Below are 17,385 nucleotides of genomic sequence, written 5' to 3' on the forward strand. Positions count from 1 at the left end.
AAGGCCACATTGCAGGACTGTAATCCCCGCCTCACCTTGCTGTTAGCCGCCCCTGGCTAGGATGGCCGCATCTGATCGGTTATCACGAGGCAAACACGATGAACCTGACCAAATACCTGCTGTTGGCCACCCTTGCCTTGGGCAGTGCCAGTGTTTATGCCGAGGGCGGCGCGGAGCGTTCGAAGCAGTTCTGGCAAGCGTTCCGCGAAGACCAGCAGCGCCTGCACGGCGACAAGCAACAGGCCGTTGCAGAACGTGAGCGCAAAGCGCAAGAGAAGGCCCGCGAGGTGGCCAAGGATTGAGGTAACAAACACCTGCGCCGCGACAGCTCCTTGGCGCAGGTGTATTCAGGCGCCCAACCGGGCGCCTTCTTTTATTTGCGCGCCAGCAGGGTGGCGCGGCGTGGGGCAGGCAGGCCTTCGATGGTCTTGCTGTGGTCGTTCGGGTCGAGGAAGTCGCCCAGCGACTGGTAGCGCATCCACTCGGTGCTGCGCTGCTCCTCGACGCTGGTCACGCTCACATCGACGCAACGCACATCGCTGAAGCCGGCACGGCGCAACCAGCGCGCCAGGGCGGGTACCGACGGCAGGTACCAGACGTTGCGCATCTGCGCGTAGCGGTCCTCAGGGACTAGCACCTGGTTTTCATCGCCCTCGATCACCAAGGTTTCCAGAACCAGCTCGCCCCCTTTGACCAGGCAGTCCTTGAGCGCCAGCAGGTGCTCGATGGGGGAGCGGCGGTGATAGAACACGCCCATGGAAAACACGGTGTCGAAGCCTTCCAGATTGGCAGGCAGTTCTTCCAGGGCGAAGGGCAGGTGCCAGGCCGGCAGCTCCGGCAGGTACTGCTGTACGGCCTGGAACTGGCAGAAGAACAACCAGTTGGGGTCGACTCCGATCACCATCTCGGCGCCGGCACCGAGCATGCGCCACTGGTAGTAGCCGTTGCCACAGCCGACGTCGAGCACGCGTTTGCCCTTCAGGTCCAGGTGCGGGCCTACCCGCGACCATTTCCAGTCCGAATGCCATTCGGTGTCTACGTGCACGCCAAACAGATCGAACGGCCCTTTTCGCCACGGCGACAGGCCCATCAGTGCCTGACGCATCTGCGCGCGGGTAGCGTCGTCGCAGTCGCAGTCCAGGCGCAGCCCGTTGACCAGGTCGATTTCACTGGGTTTCAGGGCAGGCAGGGCGTCGAGCGCACCGCGCCAGCGGTCGAGGTCGCCGTGGCCTTTCTCCAGCTTGGCTTCCAGTTGCGCTTGCAGGCCTTGTGACCAGGAAGCCAGGGGCGTGCCCGCCAGGCGGCGGACGAGGGGGGAAAGATCAATCATGGCAGGGCTATCAACGAGGCGAAGTTAAGGCATTGGAACCAGGGCACCACTTTGGAGAAGCCGGCGGCGCGCAGGCGTTCTTGATGGGCTTCGAGCGTGTCGGGGCGCATCACGTTTTCGATGGCGCTGCGCTTCTGGGCGATTTCCAGTTCGCTGTAGCCATTGGCCCGCTTGAAATCCAGGTGCAGTTCATTGAGCAGGTCCTGCGCTTGCTCATCGGCGAAGCGAAGTTTCTCCGAAAGGATCAGCGCACCACCCGGTAGCAGTGCCTGGCGGATGCGCCCGAGCAGTTCCAGGCGCTGGTCGGGGGCGATGAACTGCAGGGTGAAGTTCATCGCCACTACCGAGGCGGGCTCGAAGGGCAGGGCGAGGATATCGGCTTCCAGCACATCCACCGGCAGCAACTCCTGGAACATCGAGTCCTGGGCGGTGAGGTACTGGCGGCAGCGCTCGACCATGGCCGCAGAATTGTCCACCGCGATCACCCGGCAGCCGTCGCTGCGCACGTGGCGGCGCAACGACTGCGTGACTGCACCCAGCGAGGCGCCCAGGTCGTACAGCGCGGTGTGCGGCTGGGCGAAGCGGGCGGCCAGCACGCCGAGGTTTTCGACGATGGTTGGGTAACCGGGCACCGAGCGCTTGATCATGTCCGGGAACACGCGCACCACGTCTTCGTTGAAAACGAAGTCGGGCACCTGCTCCAAAGGTTGGGAGAAAAGGCGGTCGGGTTGTTTGCTCACGGCGAATCCAGGCGGCTGGTGATAGGCAGGGGGCGCATTCTAGCCAAACCGCAGCCTGGATGCATGGTCGGCTGACCAGCGCTGTGCGTTCAATTGACCCGGATGGCGCAATCGAAGGTCTGCACCGGGCGTACTTCCGGAGCCCAGGGTTGCTGGTAGACCAGTACCAGCTGGCCGTCGCCGGTAGCTCGGGCCTGGAAGCGCCAGGTCGAAATACCCGAGCTGCCGACGATACCGGCGTCTTCCGGCGCGCTGTAAACCTCGGGGCCAAGGCTTTGCAGCACGTTGGGTGCCGGGTTCTGTACCAGCCAGCGGTAGCCGGTGGTTGGGTTGCTGGGCAGGGTGAGGGTCAGCATCTGACCGACCTGCAGGCGCTTTGGGCATTCACTTTCGGCGTCCAGTTCTACGGGCTGCGTGGGGTGTTGCGTGCAGGCAGAAAGCAGGGCGAAGCTCAGGGGAACGAGCAGACGAGGGGCGGTCATGTTGGCTCCGGGGGGCTGACGATGACCTGAGGATAACCGATGATCGACGAGTTTTGTGTTGCCAGTGCCGGCCACTTCGAAGCCAAAGCCGCGAAGTGGCCGGTGCAGGTTAGAACAGGACTTTGGCCACGTCGGCAAAGCGCTTGGCAAAATGCACTGTCAGGCCTTCGCGCAGGTAGTCCGGCAGTTCTTCAAAGTCGCCACGGTTAGGCTCCGGCAGGATCAGTTCGAAGATCTTCTGCCGGCGCGCCGCAATCACCTTCTCGCGCACCCCGCCAATCGGCAGCACCTGGCCGGTGAGCGTCAGCTCGCCCGTCATGGCCACGCCCTTCTTCGGTGCCTGGTCGCGGGCGAGCGACAACAGGGCACTTGCCATGGTGACCCCGGCACTCGGGCCGTCCTTGGGCGTGGCGCCTTCAGGAACGTGCAAGTGGATGAACGCTTCGTTGAAGAAGCCAGGGTCACCGCCAAACTGCTTGAGGTTGGAGCTGACGTAGCTGTAGGCAATTTCGGCCGACTCTTTCATCACGTCACCCAGTTTGCCGGTCAGTTTGAAGCCGCGGTTAAGGGTGTGGATGCGGGTTGCCTCGATCGGCAACGTGGCGCCGCCCATGCTGGTCCAGGCCAGGCCGGTGATCACGCCTTTGCCCGCCAGTACCTGCTCACTGCGGAACACCGGCATGCCGAGTGCGGCTTCCAGGTCCTTGGTGCCGATCTTCAGCTTGGCTTCGGGGGTTTCCAGCAGCTTGACCACGGCCTTGCGCACCAGCTTGCCCAGTTGCTTCTCCAACTGGCGCACGCCCGCCTCGCGGGCATAGCCTTCGATCACCAGGCGCAGGGCGCTGTCGCTGATGCTCAGGCTGGTCTTTGAAACACCCGCTTTTTCCAGTTGTTTTGGCCACAGGTGGCGCTTGGCAATGGCCAGTTTTTCCTCGGTGATGTAGCCGGACAGGCGGATCACTTCCATGCGGTCGAGCAACGGCCCGGGGATCGAGTCGAGGGTGTTGGCGGTGCACACGAACAGCACTTTGGACAGGTCCAGGCGCAAGTCGAGGTAGTGGTCGAGGAAGTCGACGTTCTGCTCCGGGTCGAGGGTTTCCAGCAAGGCGGAAGCCGGGTCGCCCTGGTAGCTCTGGCCCATCTTGTCGATCTCGTCGAGCATGATCACCGGGTTCATCACTTCGACGTCTTTCAGGGCCTGTACCAGCTTGCCAGGCTGGGCGCCGATGTAGGTGCGGCGGTGGCCCTTGATTTCGGCTTCGTCACGCATGCCGCCAACGCTGAAGCGATAGAACGGCCGGCCAAGCGACTCGGCGATGGACTTGCCGATGCTGGTCTTGCCCACCCCGGGCGGGCCCACCAGCAGCACGATCGAGCCACTGATTTCGCCTTTCCAGGCGCCCACGGCGAGGAATTCGATAATGCGTTCCTTGATGTCGTCGAGGCCGGCATGATGCTGGTCGAGCACTTTGCGCGCATGCTTGAGGTCGAGCTTGTCCTTGCCGTACCAGCCCCACGGCAGGGCGGTGGCCCATTCGAGGTAGTTGCGGGTGACGGCGTACTCGGGCGAACCGGTTTCGAGAATGGCCAGTTTGCCCATCTCTTCATCCAGGCGCTTGCGTGCCTGGGGCGGCAGGGTCTTGCCTTCCAGGCGCTGTTCGAACTGTTCAAGGTCGGCGCTGCGGTCGTCTTTGGTCAGGCCCAGCTCCTGCTGGATGACCTTGAGTTGCTCTTTGAGGAAGAACTCGCGCTGGTGTTCGCCGATCTGCCGGTTCACCTCGGCCGAGATCTCGTTCTGCAGGCGCGCGACTTCCACCTCTTTGCGCAGCATCGGCAGGACCTTTTCCATGCGCTTGAGCATGGGCACGCAGTCGAGTACTTCCTGCAACTGGTTGCCGGTGGCCGAAGTCAGCGCGGCAGCGAAGTCGGTGAGCGGTGAGGGGTCGTTGGGGCTGAAGCGGTTGAGGTAGTTCTTCAGCTCTTCGCTGTACAGCGGGTTGAGCGGCAGCAGTTCCTTGATCGCGTTGATCAGGGCCATGCCGTAGGCCTTGACCTCGTCAGTCGGCTCGGCGGGCTGGCGCGGGTATTCAACTTCGACCAGGTAGGGTGGGCGGTGGTGCTTGAGCCAGTTGCGGATGCGTACCCGGGTCAGGCCCTGGGCGACGAACTGCAGTTTGCCGTTTTCGCGGCTGGCATGGTGCACCTTGACCAGCGTGCCGTACTGCGGCAGGGCCGAGGTGTCGAAATGGCGGTGGTCCTCCGCCGGTGTGTCCATGAAGAACAGCGCCAGACAGTGGTCCGGAGACTTGGCGACCAGGTCGAGGGTTTCGGCCCAAGGTTCTTCATTGACGATGACCGGCAGTACCTGGGCCGGGAAGAACGGTCGGTTGTGGATCGGGATCACGTAGACCTTGTCCGGCAGGTTCTGGCCGGGCAGGGCGAGGGCATGGCCGGGTTCGGCCGGAGTGGTGTGCTCGACTTCGCTGTCTTCGTCGGGGTGTTCCGGGAAATCCTGCTGGTTGCTCATGGGGCACCTGCGTGAATGGCTATGGTGCTTAGATGGGGCGCAGGGGAATGGGTTTCAATGGTAGATGAAGGCAGCAGCCCAGGGGTTTCATCTTTGCTTGCCTGCCCCGGCCTCATCGCCGGCAAGCCAGCTCCCACAGGTAACCCGCTATTTTCAAGGGCTGTGGAATATCTGTGGGAGCTGCCTTGCCGGCGATGAGGCCGGTACAGGGGAATGAGCCCTGCAAGCAGGGCTCGATACTTAAGTCAGTAACTTACTCAGCCAATTTGTAAGCGATGATGTAATCGCCCATTTTGGTGCCCAGCGAGCCATGGCCGCCAGCAGTCACCAGCACATACTGCTTGCCATCCTTGCCGGTGTAGGTCATCGGCGTGGCCTGGCCACCCGCTGGCAGGCGAGCACTCCACAATTCCTTGCCGTTGTTCACGTCATAAGCACGCAGGTACTGGTCGAGGGTGCCGCTGAGGAAGCCGACGCCGCCTGCGGTAACGATCGAACCGCCCATGCTCGGCACGCCAACCGGCAGGCCGATCGGTACCGGGGTGCTGTCGCGGGTGGTGCCGTTCTTGTGCTTCCACACCACCTTGTTGGTGAACAGGTCGATGGCGGCGACATAGCCCCAGGCCGGGGCCTGGCACGGTACGCCCAGCGGCGACATGAACGGGTGCATGGTCACCGCGTACGGCGCGCCAGTATTGGGCTGCACGCCGCTGGTCTCGCTTTCGCGCTTGCTGCCTTCGGCGACCTGCTCGCGCGGCACCATCTTCGACACGAAGGCCATGTAGTTGGGCGAGGTGAACAGCAGTTGGCGCACCGGGTCGACCGACACGCTGCCCCAGTTGAAGACCCCCACGTTGCCCGGATAGATCAGCGAACCCTGCTCGGATGGCGGGGTGTACTGGCCTTCGTAGCGCAGTTCGCGGAACTGGATGCGGCACAGCATCTGGTCGAACGGCGTGGCGCCCCACATGGCCTGTTCGGTCAGCTCAGGGCCGAGCAGATTGAGGTCGGAGCGCGCCTGGGTCGGCGAGGTGTGGTCGCCCTTCACTGCGCCTTGCGGGGTGGGGATTTCGCGGATCGGCACGATCGGCGTACCGTCGCGGCGGTCGAGCACGTACAGGCTACCTTGCTTGGTCGGCACGATGATCGCAGGTTTCACGCCATCGTCAGTCTTCAGGTGGACCAGGGTCGGCTGGCTGCCGACGTCCATGTCCCACAGGTCGTGGTGGGTGAACTGGTAGTTCCAGCGGGCCTTGCCGGTGGCCAGGTCCAGGGCGACCACGCCGGCGCTGTACTTCTCGGCGCCCGGGGTACGGTCGGCGCCCCACTGGTCCGGGGTCTGGTTGCCCAGCGGCAGGTAGATCATGCCCAGGTCTTCGTCGACGCTGGCAATCGACCACATGTTGGCCGAGTTGCGGCTGTACATCTTGCCTGGGGCCAACGGCTTGGTGTCTTCCGGGTTGTTGCTGTCCCAGTTCCACACCAGGTGGCCGTCGTGCACATCGTAGGCGCGGATCACGCCCGACGGCTCGTTGGTCGACTCGTTGTCGGTGACATGGCCACCGATGATCACCAGGTCACGGGTGACAGCGGCAGGCGAGGTGGAGTAGTAGCCGCCGGCGGTGAATGGGCCGATGCCGGTGGTGAGGTCGATTACGCCCTGGTTGGCGAAACCTTCGCACACCTTGCCGTTGTCGGCGTTGATGGCAATCAGGCGGGCATCTGCGGTAGGCAGATACAGGCGGCGCGGGCAGGCCTGTGCCACGGCTTGGCCTGCGTCGGTAATTTTCGGCGCCGGGCTGCCGTCGCGGCTGACATAGCGGTTTTCGTCATAGTACGAAACGCCACGGCAAGTCATGTGGGCAAAGCCTTTGAAGGTGCCGGTCGGGCTCTTGACTTGCGGGTCGTAGCGCCAGATTTCCGCGCCGGTGTCCGGGTCCAGGGCCAGCAGGCGGCTGTGTGCGGTACAGGCGTAGAGCATGCCGTTGACCTTCAGCGGGGTGTTCTGGTTGGTCAGCTCCACCGGGTCGTTTTCGGTCGGCAGGTCACCGGTTTGAATGCGCCAGGCTTCTTCCAGGCGGTAGGCATTCTGCGGGGTGATCTGGCGCAGCGGCGAATAGCGGTCGCCATGCTCGGTGCGGCCGTAGGCCTGCCACTCGCCGTCAGGCATGGCCGGGGCGGCGCTGGCCATTTCGCTGCTTTCGCGGCCCAGTTCGCCGAACACTTCGCCGGGGTGGGTGAACTGGCTGCCCAGGGCACATGCGCCCGAAGCAACCACGGCAACGCCCAGCAGTGCAGTGTTGGCCTTGCTGGCCGGGCCGGTCAACGGGCGACGTGCCCACGGCAGCAACAGCACCACGCCGATGGCAAACCAGATGGCCAGGCGTGGCACCAGTTGCCACCAGTCCAGGCCCACTTCAAGCAGGGCCCACACGGTGCTGCCCAGCAGCACCAGGCCGTACAGGCCCAAGGCAATGCGGCGCTGGGCCAGCAGCAGGATGCCCGAAAGCGCAAAGCCGATACCGGCGATCAGGTAGTACAGCGATCCGCCCAGCTGGCTCAGCTTGATACCGCCGGCCAGCAGGGCCAGGCCCATCAGCAACAGCAGCGCGCCGATCAGGCGAGGTAGCCAGCGGCTTCCTTGGTTGGCACCTTCAGTGCTCATCGTAGGTTCTCCGTCAGGTCAAAAAGGGGGTTAGAAACTGCTCTGGATCTTCAGGCCGCCGACCAGGGCGCCATCCACCTGCGACACCCCGCCCGGGTGGCGGATGTACTGCAGGTTGGGGCGCACCGTGAGCCAGTCGGCCAAATGGATGCCGTAGTACAGCTCGGCGCTGTACTCGGTGTCCTGCACGGGCAGGAAACCGGGGTTGTCGTAGTCGTAGAGGCCGGCGGCCTGGTTGGCCAGGCGGGCGTTTTTGCGGTAGGCAGGGTTGACGTGCACGCGGGCGAGGGCGAAACCGATGTCGTCCTTGGCGCGGGCGTCGAGAGGCCCTTTGTATACCAGTCCTGCCTGCACATAGTTGTCAATGGCATTGGTCTTCTTGTCATGCACCGTGGCGTTGGCGAACAGGCTCAGGCCACGCGACTGGTCGGAGGCCAGCGAAGTTACCTGCTGCTGGGCGCCGAGCCACATGCCGTGCTTGCTCGAACTGCTGCGGTAGGCGGCGCCGCTGACGGCGGCCGGCTGGCCGTTGCTGTCCTTGAGAACATCCTGTGCCTTGGCATTACTGTAGTAGTAGCCGGCGCGATATTCCCCTTTCAGGCCTTGGATGCGTGGTGTCCATACCAGTTCGATCGGCATTACCGCGCCCTGGGTGCCGCTGCCGCTGAGCTTGAAGCCGTTGCCGGTTTCCAGGTTGGAGGGGTTCTGCTCGAACACGCCGACCTGGGTGTAAAGCTCGTCGCTGAGGTTGTAGCGCACGCGCAGGGCCCACTGGCTGACCGGCCAGTTGTACCAGATGCCACCCACCCAGTTGCCCACCTGCGAGCCGCAGAAGGCCAGGTTCTGGAAGTCGCAAGGGAAGCTGTTGAAGTCCTCGCCTTCGCCGAAGCGGCCGAATTTCACGTCCAGCGCGCCATCGAAGTACTTCTGCTTGATCCACATCTGCGTCAGCCGCCAGGTTTCGCCCCGGCCCCAGACTTCCTGGGCCGAGGTGAAACCGCCAACGCGGGGATCGTTGATGCGGTCGTTGCTGATGTTGTCGCCGTGGCGCTCGGTGATGGTCAGCTGGAATTCGGCGTCTTGCCAGCCAAGGATCCTGTTCAGGTCCAGGTGGCTGCCAAAGGTGAACTGGTCGCTGTAGCGCGCGGTACGGTCGTGGTCGTAGCCACCGTGCAGGTTGCTGCCCATCTCCCCGGTGTAGCCGAGGGTGAACTCGTAGCCTTTTTCCAGCAATTCGCTGCGGGTGCCGCCCCAGTCGCCGAGCATCCATGGGGAGTCGCTGGCAAACATTTCGCTGGCGGCGGCGGGTATCGCCAAAGCGCTGAGGGCAAGGCCGATGTAACAGGTTTTGGGCAGTTGGAGCATGAGATAGCGCTATCTTTTGATTATTGAAAAAACGGCAAGCGCATCGAAGGGCGTGCCCTTCAATGGATATGGCGACAAGATGGTTTCAGTGAAGCGATTCAGCTTCAGGCGGGAAGGATATAGCGGAAGTTGTAAGAAAAAAAGACAAATTGTCGCAGGGGATTGTTGTTCAGCGGGTAACAATGGTCTGAAGGGGGCGCAAAGCGCCCCCGCGATTTCAGAAGGTGGTACGCAACCCCACTTCCACACTGCGCCCCGGTGCCGGTGCGATATCGCGCAATATCGAGCTGGCATAACGCACGGTCTGGTCGGTCAGGTTTTCGCCGCGTACAAACGCCAACCACTGGCTCTGGCCAACTTCGAAGCGGTAGCCAACGCTTGCACCCAGTGTGGTGTAGCCATCGGTGCTGGTTTCGTTGGCCGGTTTGCGGTGCTGCGACGCGGCATGCTGCACATCGACCCGCGCCTGCCAGCGGTCCAGTTCCCACACCAGGCCGCTGTTCAGGCGCAGCGGGGCGATGCGTGGCAAAGGTTCGCCACTGTCGAGGTTCTTGGCCCGGGTGTAGTCACCGGACAACTCCAGCGCGAAGGTGCCGTAGCGGTTCTCGACCAGCTGCCAGCGGTCCTGCGCCTCGATGCCGTAGAAGCGCGCCCGCACGCCCTGGTACTGGTATTCCGGAAAGCCCTCGTGGTCATGATCGTGGTCGTGGTCATCCTCGCCATGGTCGTGGTCATGTCCGCCCTCGCGCAGGTTGCCGGTGCCGATCAGCCCGATGTAGTTGCGGAAGTGGCTGTAGAACACCCCGACACTGCCTTTGTGGGTGCCATTGTCGAAGCGCAGCGCCAGGTCGGCGGAAATGGCCTTTTCCTTGTTCAGGCTGGCGTCACCCACTTCAAAGGCGCCGGTGGCCACATGCGCACCATTGGCGTACAGCTCGTAGAAAGTCGGGGCGCGCTCGGTGTAGCCAAGGTTGGCGGCCAGCGACCAGATCGGGTCGAGCTGGTACACCGCACCGGAGGACAGGCTGAAGGCGTTGAAGCTGCTGGCGCTGTCGGCATCGACGAAGTTTTCGTTGCCTTTGGCGTCCGGGTCTACCCGGGTGTGCTCCATGCGTGCCCCCAGGCTCAGGTTCAGCCGCTCTGTGGCCTGCCATTGCTCCAGCATGAACAGCGCCAGGCTGTCGGTGTTGGTGTGTGGGACAAAGGCTTCCTCGCCGAGGGCAGAGAATTCGTTGCGGCTGACCTGGGCACCGATCACCCCCTCCACCGGCCCGAGCGGTTGATGGCGGGCTTCGATACGTGCTTCGTAGCCCTTGTTCTTGAAGGTGGTGTGCACCTCGCCTTCTTCGATCTCGCTGTGTTCGTAATCTGTATAGCCAGCATCGACCTTGACGGAGCTGAACGGGCCGTCCAGGTCGCGCAGCTCGGAGGCGAAGGCGTAGTGGTCCTGTTTCATGTCCAGGCGCACACCGGACTCTGCCACCGAGCCGTAATTGCTGTCGTAGCCGCTGTACGACAGGCCGGCGTAACCATGATCCCAGTGATAGGCACCACCGACTGCACCGCCGTCCTGGCGGCCGTCGCTGTTTTCCAGGCGGTGTTTGCTGCCGGGCTCATCGGCGTCACGCACCTTGGAACTGCGGGCGTAGCCGGGGATGCGTAGGTCGTTGAACTGACGGCTGTTGGCATCCAGGTGCAGGGCGAAGGCACCGTTACCTGCCTCCAGCTTGCCGGCGCTGCTGCGCGTGGTGTCGGCGCCACCGTAGCGCAACTCACCAGCACCGTGGATGCCTTCGATCGGTGCATCCGGGATGCGGTTGTCGAAGGTGTTGACCACGCCACCGATGGCGTTGCCGCCGTAGAGCAGGGCGGCCGGGCCACGGACGATCTCGACGCGGTCGACAGTGACCGGGTCCAGCGGCACGGCGTGGTCATAGGACAGCGACGAGGCATCCAGCGCGCCGACGCCATTGCGCAGGATGCGAATGCGGTCGCCGTCCAGGCCGCGGATTACCGGGCGGCTGGCGCCCGGGCCGAACCAGGTCGAGGCGACACCGGGCTGCTTGTTGAGGGTTTCACCGAGGCTACCGTGCTGTTGCTGCAGCAGGTTGTCGCCTTCGAGCACGGTGCTGGGGGCGGCCAACTGGCGGTTGCCCAATGGGTTGGCGGTGATGACCTGGGGTTCGAGTTCCACGGCCTGGCTGGGCGACGCAGCCAGCCAGAGCGCGACGGCAAGGGGGGAGAGGCGAAGCGGTGAGTACAGCATGGGGATGGGGCGTTCCTTGGCAGATGCTTTTATAGTGTTACAACATAACATAACTATTTCAGCACAGAGGTTTTGCCCCTGGCCAGCATTTTTTCTGTGGGCTTGACGCATCCCACCCGCCACTACACTCGTGTAAGGTGCGCATCTTTCCTACGGAGCACAGCATGAGCACGGCCCAACACAACGCGCTGCACGGCAAGACCCTTGAACAGATCCTCACCGAGCTGGTGGCGCACTACCAATGGCAGGGCCTGGCCGAGCGCATCGATGTGCGTTGCTTCAAGAGCAACCCCAGCATCAAGTCGAGCCTGGCCTTTTTGCGCAAGACGCCGTGGGCGCGAGAAAAGGTCGAGCAGTTGTACGTGAAGCTGCAGCGCAAGGCCTGATATGCCGCGCCGCCCCTGGCTGACCGGCATGGCCGTGCTGGGCTGGTTCGGCCTGACCGTGCAGGTATACCTGGTGCTGCTGGCGCGCTGGCAGGAACAGGCCAGCCTGATTGGCGGCCTGATCAATGTGTTCGGCTATTTCACCGTGCTGACCAACACCTTGGTGGCGACGGTGCTCAGTTATGCAGCGTTCGGTCGTGAAGGCCGCGCCAGGCGCTTCTTCCTGTCGCCGTCGGTGAGTGCTGCAGTGGCAGCCAGCATCGTGCTGGTGGCGCTGGCCTACAGCGTGTTGCTGCGCCACTTGTGGCACCCGCAAGGCTGGCAGTGGCTGGCGGACGAGTTGCTGCACGATGTGATGCCGCTGCTGTATGCCTTGTACTGGTGGTGCGAGGTGCCCAAGGGCAGCCTGCGGCTATGGCACCTGGCAGTGTGGGCGATGTACCCGGCGGTGTACTTCGCCTATGCGCTGTGGCGGGGAAGCGAGATTGGCGTATACGCCTACCCGTTCATCGATGTGGCGAGCCTGGGATATGGGCAGGTGATGCTCAATGCCCTGGGGGTGCTGGCGGGGTTCTGGGGGATCGGGTTGGTGCTGCTAGGGCTGGATCGGTGGCGCGGGGTGCGGAAATTTGCATAGCCTGTGCTGGCCTCTTCGCGGGTAAACCCGCTCCCACAGGGTACTTCACAAACCTTTAGGGCAGTGCAGTACCTGTGGGAGCGGGCTTGCCGGTGATGGGGCCGGTGTAGGCAACCAATATCACTCGTCGTCCGCAGCTCCGTCGGCACGCCAGTAGGCCGCAGCCTTCAGCGCATCCTCAGGCACCCCTTTTTCCAGCAATAGCGCCTTGGCCTGGCGGGTCAGGGCTTTTTCCAGCGCCACCCAGCCATACAACCGGCCTTGCGGCAAGGTCAGGTTCTTCACCAAGGCCAGCAAATCTTCCTGCCGGCGGCGCACCCAGATAACTTCGACTTGCGCCTTGCTTGGCAGCGGCTGGCGCTCCTGCTCGTCTTCGATCTGGATCACCGCCAGCACTTGGCGGCCAGCCGGCAGTTCGTCCAACCGGCGGCCAATTGCCGGAATGGCGGTTTCGTCACCGATCAGCAGGTAGCTGTCGAACATATCCGGCACCACCATCGATGCCCGTGGCCCGGCGATGTCCAGGGTTTGCCCCGGGGTGGCCTGGGCGGCCCAGGTGGAGGCTGGGCCGTCACCGTGCAGCACGAAGTCGATGTCCAGTTCATTGGCCACCAGGTCGATGCGCCGTGGCGTGTACTCGCGCATGGTGGGCCGTGCGCCACCGTCCCGGCCCATATTACGGGCCTCGATGGCCTGTTGTTGCTCCGGCGTTTCGGCGAACAGCAGCTTGATATGGTCGTCACTGCCGACGCTGCTGAAACCTTGCAGTTCGGCACCGCCGAGGGTGATGCGGCGCATGCGTGGGGTCAGCTCGGTGACGCGCATTACCTGCAGACGGCGTTGGCGGATCTCGTGGTTGACGCGGTGGATGGTGTCACTCATGGGAAGTCTCCCCGACAGGTTCGGCCGGCCCGGAGGCGATGGCCTTGGCGGTATGGTTGAGCAAGTCGCGGACCCGTTGGATTTCTTCCGGTGTCCAGCGGCCGCTGTGCATGTGCAGTGCGTGGCGCAGGTTGCCGACCGCTTCATGGATTTCTGGCGGGCGGTCGTGGCCGCGCAGGGCGCGTTTGCTGACTTCGATGCGCATGCGCACGCCGTCCAGCGCGACAGCTTGCTCGGCCAGGGCGCTGCGCCCGGCGTCGGTGATGGCATAGAGGCGTTTGCTGCCCTGCACCTGGCCGCTGATCAGCTCGGCCTCTTCAAGAAAATTCAGCGTGGGGTAGATCACCCCTGGGCTAGGGCTGTAGCTGCCGTCGAACAGGTTTTCGATCTGGCGGATCAGGTCGTAACCGTGGCCGGGCTGCTCGGCGAGCAGGTCCAGCATCAGCAGCTTGAGGTCACCGGGGGCGAAGACGCGTGGGCCGCGCTCGCCGCGGGCGGGGCGCCGCTCGAAGGGGTCACGGGGGGTGTGTTCACGCATGGGGGCAGGGCTCCGTCGTTTGCGATATATCTTAAGATATTACTCAAGATATATCTAAAGACAACCCCTTTAATGCAGATGATTATCATCTAGTCATTCGATACGTTCCCTGCCGGCGGTGGCGTATGTACCGCAGCCTGCGGCGGTTTGCATTCATTCGGATTGCCCGGCTGCAGGTATGGCATGAGGATCGGTGCCATGCCCTTGAGCACTTGCACCGGCAGCGCCGAGGTGAATTTGAACGCCTCTGCCGAGCGCCCCGGCACAAAGGCAGTGAGGGTGCCGAAGTGGTTGTCGCCCAGGAAGAACACGAAGGTGGCGGTACGGTTCAGCGAGCGCGATCCGATCAGCCGACCGCCGGCGCCGAAGCTTTCGATGCGGTTGTCACCGGTACCGGTCTTGCCCCCCATCACCAGCGGCGTGCCGTCCTGCAGCTTGAAACTGCCGGAAATACGCCGCGCAGTGCCTGCATCGACCACCTGCGACATGGCGCCTTTGAGTGCGCGTGCCACTTCCACCGGCAGAATCCGCACCCCCCGGTCCGGGTCGGTGATCAACTTGGTTTCATAAGGTGTGTTGGCTGCAAAGTGCAGGGTGTCGATGCGCAAGGTAGGCAGGCGTATGCCGTCGTTCTGGATGATGCCGACCAGTTCGGAGAGGGCGGCGGGGCGGTCGCCCGAACTGCCGATGGCGGTGGCCAGCGAGGGCACCAGGTGGTCGAATGGATAGCCCACGCGTTTCCAGCGCTGGTGGATGTCGAGGAAGGCTTCGATCTCGACCATGGTGCGGATGCGGCTATCGCGGGCCCCTTGGTGGCGGCTCTTGAACAGCCAGCTGTACACCTCCTGGCGTTCGAAGCGGCTGGCGTTGACCATTTCGGTCAAGGTCGAGCTCGGGTTCTTCAGCAGGTAGCCGAGCAGCCAAAGGTCGAGCGGGTGGACCTTGGCAATGTAGCCTTGGTCGGGCAGGTCGTATTTGCCCGGGCCATAGGCGTCATACATCTCTGACAGGCGGCCGTCGGTCAGCTTGCCCAGGGTAATCTTGTCGCCCTTGAGGTGGGCACGTACGAAGGCATTGAAGGTTTCCTGCCCTGCTTCGGGGAACAGGTAGCGGTGCACCGCCGCCAGCCGTTGCGGGGTTACGCGCATGCTGTCCAGGAAGGTGTCCAGGCGCTGCTGCGAGGTCTTGCGCTGGTATTTCTTCCAGAAGCGCATCAGGTAGTTGGTGCCTTCCTTGTCGGCGAAGCGGGCCAGGTATTCCTGGCGGCGAGGGTCGGCGTCGTCCTTGAGCAGCGGCACGCGGTTGTACGGCTGCTGGTAGGTCACGTAGCGCACCAGGTCGCGCATCAGGCGAATGAACGGCAGGTTGATCGATTCGCGCAGCGCATCCTTGAGCGTCGGGTTGCGGCTGTTGTCTTCCTTGCGGAAGTTGTTGAACACGTGCATGCCGCCGCCTGTGAAGAAGGCTTCACCGGTATTGGCGGAGTACTTGCGCTCCAGCGCGGCGTCGAGCATGGCGTCCAGGCTCTGGTTCTTGCTGTTCTGCGTCAGCCATTCCAGCGACCACTGGGTGATGCGGTCGAGTTCGGCGACATCGACCTTCTTCAGCTCGGCAGCGGGTTTGCCGGCGTACTTGTCGTGCAGTTCGGCGATGATCTCCAGGTACGTGGTCAGCACCCGCAACTTGGCGGTGGAGCCCAGTTCCAGCTTGCTGCCCTCGTTGATGTCGAAAGGCTGGTTGGTGCTGTCGGTCTGCACCCGCACCCGCGAGCCGTCGGCGGTGCGCTCGAACAGGGTGAAGCTGTAGCTGACCTGGTCGGTGGTCTTGGAGGTGAGCAGGCGCTCGCCGATCAACCCCATCTGCGCGGCAAACTCCGGGTCGGCAAGGTTCTTCAGGTACTGGCTGACCTGCAGTTGCAGGTCGGCCTGCAGGGTACTGGTCGCCGACACATCGAGGCGGTCGAGGTCGTACAGCGGGCGATTGAGCATGGCTGCCAGACGGTTGCGCGCCAGGCTGATGCCCTTGTTGGTAACGATCGGCACGATGGTTGGTTGCGCTACCCAGTCGCGATAGACCGCCTTGCTGGCCAGTGCGGCATCGGCCAGTGGCTGCTCGATCACTTTGTTGGCGGCGAGCACGCGGATGTGCGAATCGGTGAGTTCGGCCAACTCGACCCGGCCCTTGGTCAGGTAGTGGGACGGGCGGCGCTGGGCAATCATCAGCGACAGCACCTGGCGCAGGGCAAGGCCGCGTGCGGCCATGCTTTGAGCGTCACTGGCGGTGGAATTCAGGGCCTGGTTGACCTGGTCGAAGTCGGCGCCATACCACACCCGCAAGCCTTCGGCCATGCCGTGCACTTCGCCGTGCCCAGGCACGGCCGACAGCGGCACACTGTTGAGGTAGTCGCGCACGATGCGCTGGCGTGCTTCGGTGGTATCCGGGCCGCCCTGGTAGGCACGCACGCTGGCAGAAATCATCTGGCGGATTTTCTCGGCACCCGACACGGTCAGGCCGTCCGGTGAGTGGCGGTACTTTTCCAGCTGCGTCGCCAACGTGCTACCGCCCGCAGACTGACCGGGCAAAGCCAGGTACTTGGCCACCTGGCTGTAGGCGGCCTTGGCAAAGCGGGGCCAGTCCACGGCCGGATTGTTGCGCGGGTCCTGGGTATCGAGCAGGTCGCGGTTCTCGATGAACAGCAGGCTGTTGACCATCACCGGCGGGATCGCGGCAAAGTCCGGGTACAAGTGCTGCGGGTAGTTGTACTGGTACAACGTGTCGCCGCGGCAGTCGGTGATCGACAGGCCGGCCTGAATCTTCTCGATATAGGGTGCGAACAGCCCATGATCGACGTAGTTCATCAGCGCGGGTGAGAACTTTACCTGCTCAGTGATGAGGTAGTCGCGCTTGAGCAGGCGTGGCAGGAATTCGCCCAGGGCACTGTAGCCAAGGCGTCTGTCGAACGGCCCGTCACCGGGGTAGATGATTGCATCACTAGGGCCGGGCTCCAGCGAGTAGGTCAGGGTACCGGCCAGTTTGCTGAACTCGCGTGATTGCAGTTCGGAGGTGCGGAATTCGTCATATGCAGCGAAGCCGATGGCCACCAGCGCCACCAGCAGGATGAGGATGATCAGCCGCCACCATAGCCGACGCTGACGGGGGGACTTCGGTTGTGGCGTCTCGGCCGGAGGTATCTCGGGTGCTTCCGTTCTGCTTGGTTCCGATTGCCACAGTGCGCCCATAGTCTTCAATCCGGCCAGGTGTTTTCGTCTTGCTTGACTGAAGCTTAGACGTTGAGCGGGTGAGGTGAAAATTTTGTAGGAGGTGGAGAAAAGCGGGGTAGGGCTATGCGGCTTTGGTGTGGGTTTCTTGATACGGCGATGTTGCTATGGTGCCGGGGCAGCTTTCAGGGCCGCTGCGCCCGCCAGAAAACTTGCTGATTATTCCTGTATATACAGCGAAAATCCCTGCAACGGTCTTCCTATACTGCTCGGCCCCTTCGCCCTGCCGGGCGCTCTACCCCGGCATACGGGCCGGCCCACGAGGCCAGCCTGGCAAGCCTACGTCACG

The 17,385-nt window shown here is 63.3% G+C and carries 13 protein-coding genes; 3 read left to right on the forward strand and 10 right to left on the reverse strand.

The window, feature by feature from the left end; all coding sequences use genetic code 11:
* Positions 1-98 precede the first annotated feature (98 nt).
* On the forward strand, positions 99-302 hold the full coding sequence (locus SB756_RS13170) for a hypothetical protein (protein WP_003252072.1): 204 nt from the start codon (positions 99-101) through the stop codon (positions 300-302).
* A 71-nt stretch (positions 303-373) separates the two neighbouring features.
* On the opposite strand, the gene cmoB is transcribed toward SB756_RS13170, so the two are convergent.
* The 7 genes from cmoB to SB756_RS13205 form a co-directional block, all read right to left on the reverse strand.
* Positions 374-1,330, reverse strand: a complete 957-nt coding sequence (gene cmoB, locus SB756_RS13175; protein WP_049276343.1) for a tRNA 5-methoxyuridine(34)/uridine 5-oxyacetic acid(34) synthase CmoB — start codon at positions 1,328-1,330, stop codon at positions 374-376.
* Positions 1,327-2,070 carry a carboxy-S-adenosyl-L-methionine synthase CmoA gene (cmoA, locus tag SB756_RS13180; RefSeq protein ID WP_016498182.1) on the reverse strand — a complete coding sequence of 248 codons (744 nt, stop codon included), beginning with the start codon at positions 2,068-2,070 and terminating at the stop codon, positions 1,327-1,329. The genes cmoB and cmoA overlap by 4 nt, the downstream gene beginning before the upstream one ends.
* A gap of 89 nt (positions 2,071-2,159) precedes the next feature.
* Positions 2,160-2,552, reverse strand: coding sequence for a protease inhibitor I42 family protein (locus SB756_RS13185; RefSeq protein WP_016498183.1), 393 nt, complete (start codon positions 2,550-2,552; stop codon positions 2,160-2,162).
* Positions 2,553-2,661: 109 nt separating this feature from the next.
* Positions 2,662-5,079, reverse strand: a complete 2,418-nt coding sequence (lon, locus tag SB756_RS13190) for an endopeptidase La (protein ID WP_410910935.1) — start codon at positions 5,077-5,079, stop codon at positions 2,662-2,664.
* A gap of 253 nt (positions 5,080-5,332) precedes the next feature.
* Positions 5,333-7,744 carry a glucose/quinate/shikimate family membrane-bound PQQ-dependent dehydrogenase gene (locus tag SB756_RS13195; protein ID WP_341796638.1) on the reverse strand — a complete coding sequence of 804 codons (2,412 nt, stop codon included), beginning with the start codon at positions 7,742-7,744 and terminating at the stop codon, positions 5,333-5,335.
* 30 nt (positions 7,745-7,774) lie between these two features.
* A complete protein-coding gene (locus SB756_RS13200) occupies positions 7,775-9,109 on the reverse strand; it encodes a carbohydrate porin (protein WP_410910936.1) in 1,335 nt (444 codons plus the stop codon).
* A 217-nt stretch (positions 9,110-9,326) separates the two neighbouring features.
* On the reverse strand, positions 9,327-11,375 hold the full coding sequence (locus SB756_RS13205; RefSeq protein ID WP_410910937.1) for a TonB-dependent receptor: 2,049 nt from the start codon (positions 11,373-11,375) through the stop codon (positions 9,327-9,329).
* A gap of 164 nt (positions 11,376-11,539) precedes the next feature.
* Here SB756_RS13205 and SB756_RS13210 point away from each other — a divergent pair, with 164 nt between their 5' ends.
* Both SB756_RS13210 and SB756_RS13215 read left to right on the forward strand, forming a co-directional pair.
* On the forward strand, positions 11,540-11,761 hold the full coding sequence (locus SB756_RS13210) for a VF530 family DNA-binding protein (protein WP_016498188.1): 222 nt from the start codon (positions 11,540-11,542) through the stop codon (positions 11,759-11,761).
* Between the two features lies 1 nt (position 11,762).
* Positions 11,763-12,398: a Pr6Pr family membrane protein gene (locus SB756_RS13215; protein ID WP_016498189.1), complete on the forward strand. Its 636-nt coding sequence runs from the start codon at positions 11,763-11,765 to the stop codon at positions 12,396-12,398.
* A gap of 120 nt (positions 12,399-12,518) precedes the next feature.
* Here the strand turns inward: SB756_RS13215 and SB756_RS13220 are convergent, their stop codons facing one another.
* The 3 genes from SB756_RS13220 to SB756_RS13230 all read right to left on the reverse strand — a co-directional run bounded on the left by SB756_RS13220 (position 12,519) and on the right by SB756_RS13230 (position 17,057).
* Complete coding sequence (locus SB756_RS13220) at positions 12,519-13,280, reverse strand: siderophore-interacting protein (RefSeq protein ID WP_410910938.1); 762 nt, start codon at positions 13,278-13,280, stop codon at positions 12,519-12,521.
* The gene (locus tag SB756_RS13225; RefSeq protein ID WP_410910939.1) at positions 13,273-13,818 is read right to left on the reverse strand and encodes a PadR family transcriptional regulator; all 546 of its coding nucleotides are present in this window, start codon (positions 13,816-13,818) and stop codon (positions 13,273-13,275) included. The genes SB756_RS13220 and SB756_RS13225 overlap by 8 nt, the downstream gene beginning before the upstream one ends.
* An 89-nt stretch (positions 13,819-13,907) precedes the next feature.
* A complete protein-coding gene (locus SB756_RS13230) occupies positions 13,908-17,057 on the reverse strand; it encodes a transglycosylase domain-containing protein (protein ID WP_410910940.1) in 3,150 nt (1,049 codons plus the stop codon).
* Positions 17,058-17,385: the final 328 nt, after the last annotated feature.

It is taken from the genome of Pseudomonas sp. SIMBA_068 (assembly GCF_046534705.1).
GTDB classification, from domain to species: domain Bacteria; phylum Pseudomonadota; class Gammaproteobacteria; order Pseudomonadales; family Pseudomonadaceae; genus Aquipseudomonas; species Aquipseudomonas putida.

Coding starts and splice junctions, on each gene's coding strand:
- cmoB (WP_049276343.1), bottom strand. CDS start 1,330: ATGATTGATCTTTCCCCCCTCGTCCGCCGCCTGGCGGGCACGCCCCTG.
- SB756_RS13210 (WP_016498188.1), top strand. CDS start 11,540: ATGAGCACGGCCCAACACAACGCGCTGCACGGCAAGACCCTTGAACAG.
- SB756_RS13195 (WP_341796638.1), bottom strand. CDS start 7,744: ATGAGCACTGAAGGTGCCAACCAAGGAAGCCGCTGGCTACCTCGCCTG.
- lon (WP_410910935.1), bottom strand. CDS start 5,079: ATGAGCAACCAGCAGGATTTCCCGGAACACCCCGACGAAGACAGCGAA.
- SB756_RS13230 (WP_410910940.1), bottom strand. CDS start 17,057: ATGGGCGCACTGTGGCAATCGGAACCAAGCAGAACGGAAGCACCCGAG.
- SB756_RS13225 (WP_410910939.1), bottom strand. CDS start 13,818: ATGCGTGAACACACCCCCCGTGACCCCTTCGAGCGGCGCCCCGCCCGC.
- SB756_RS13200 (WP_410910936.1), bottom strand. CDS start 9,109: ATGCTCCAACTGCCCAAAACCTGTTACATCGGCCTTGCCCTCAGCGCT.
- SB756_RS13205 (WP_410910937.1), bottom strand. CDS start 11,375: ATGCTGTACTCACCGCTTCGCCTCTCCCCCCTTGCCGTCGCGCTCTGG.
- SB756_RS13170 (WP_003252072.1), top strand. CDS start 99: ATGAACCTGACCAAATACCTGCTGTTGGCCACCCTTGCCTTGGGCAGT.
- SB756_RS13185 (WP_016498183.1), bottom strand. CDS start 2,552: ATGACCGCCCCTCGTCTGCTCGTTCCCCTGAGCTTCGCCCTGCTTTCT.
- SB756_RS13215 (WP_016498189.1), top strand. CDS start 11,763: ATGCCGCGCCGCCCCTGGCTGACCGGCATGGCCGTGCTGGGCTGGTTC.
- SB756_RS13220 (WP_410910938.1), bottom strand. CDS start 13,280: ATGAGTGACACCATCCACCGCGTCAACCACGAGATCCGCCAACGCCGT.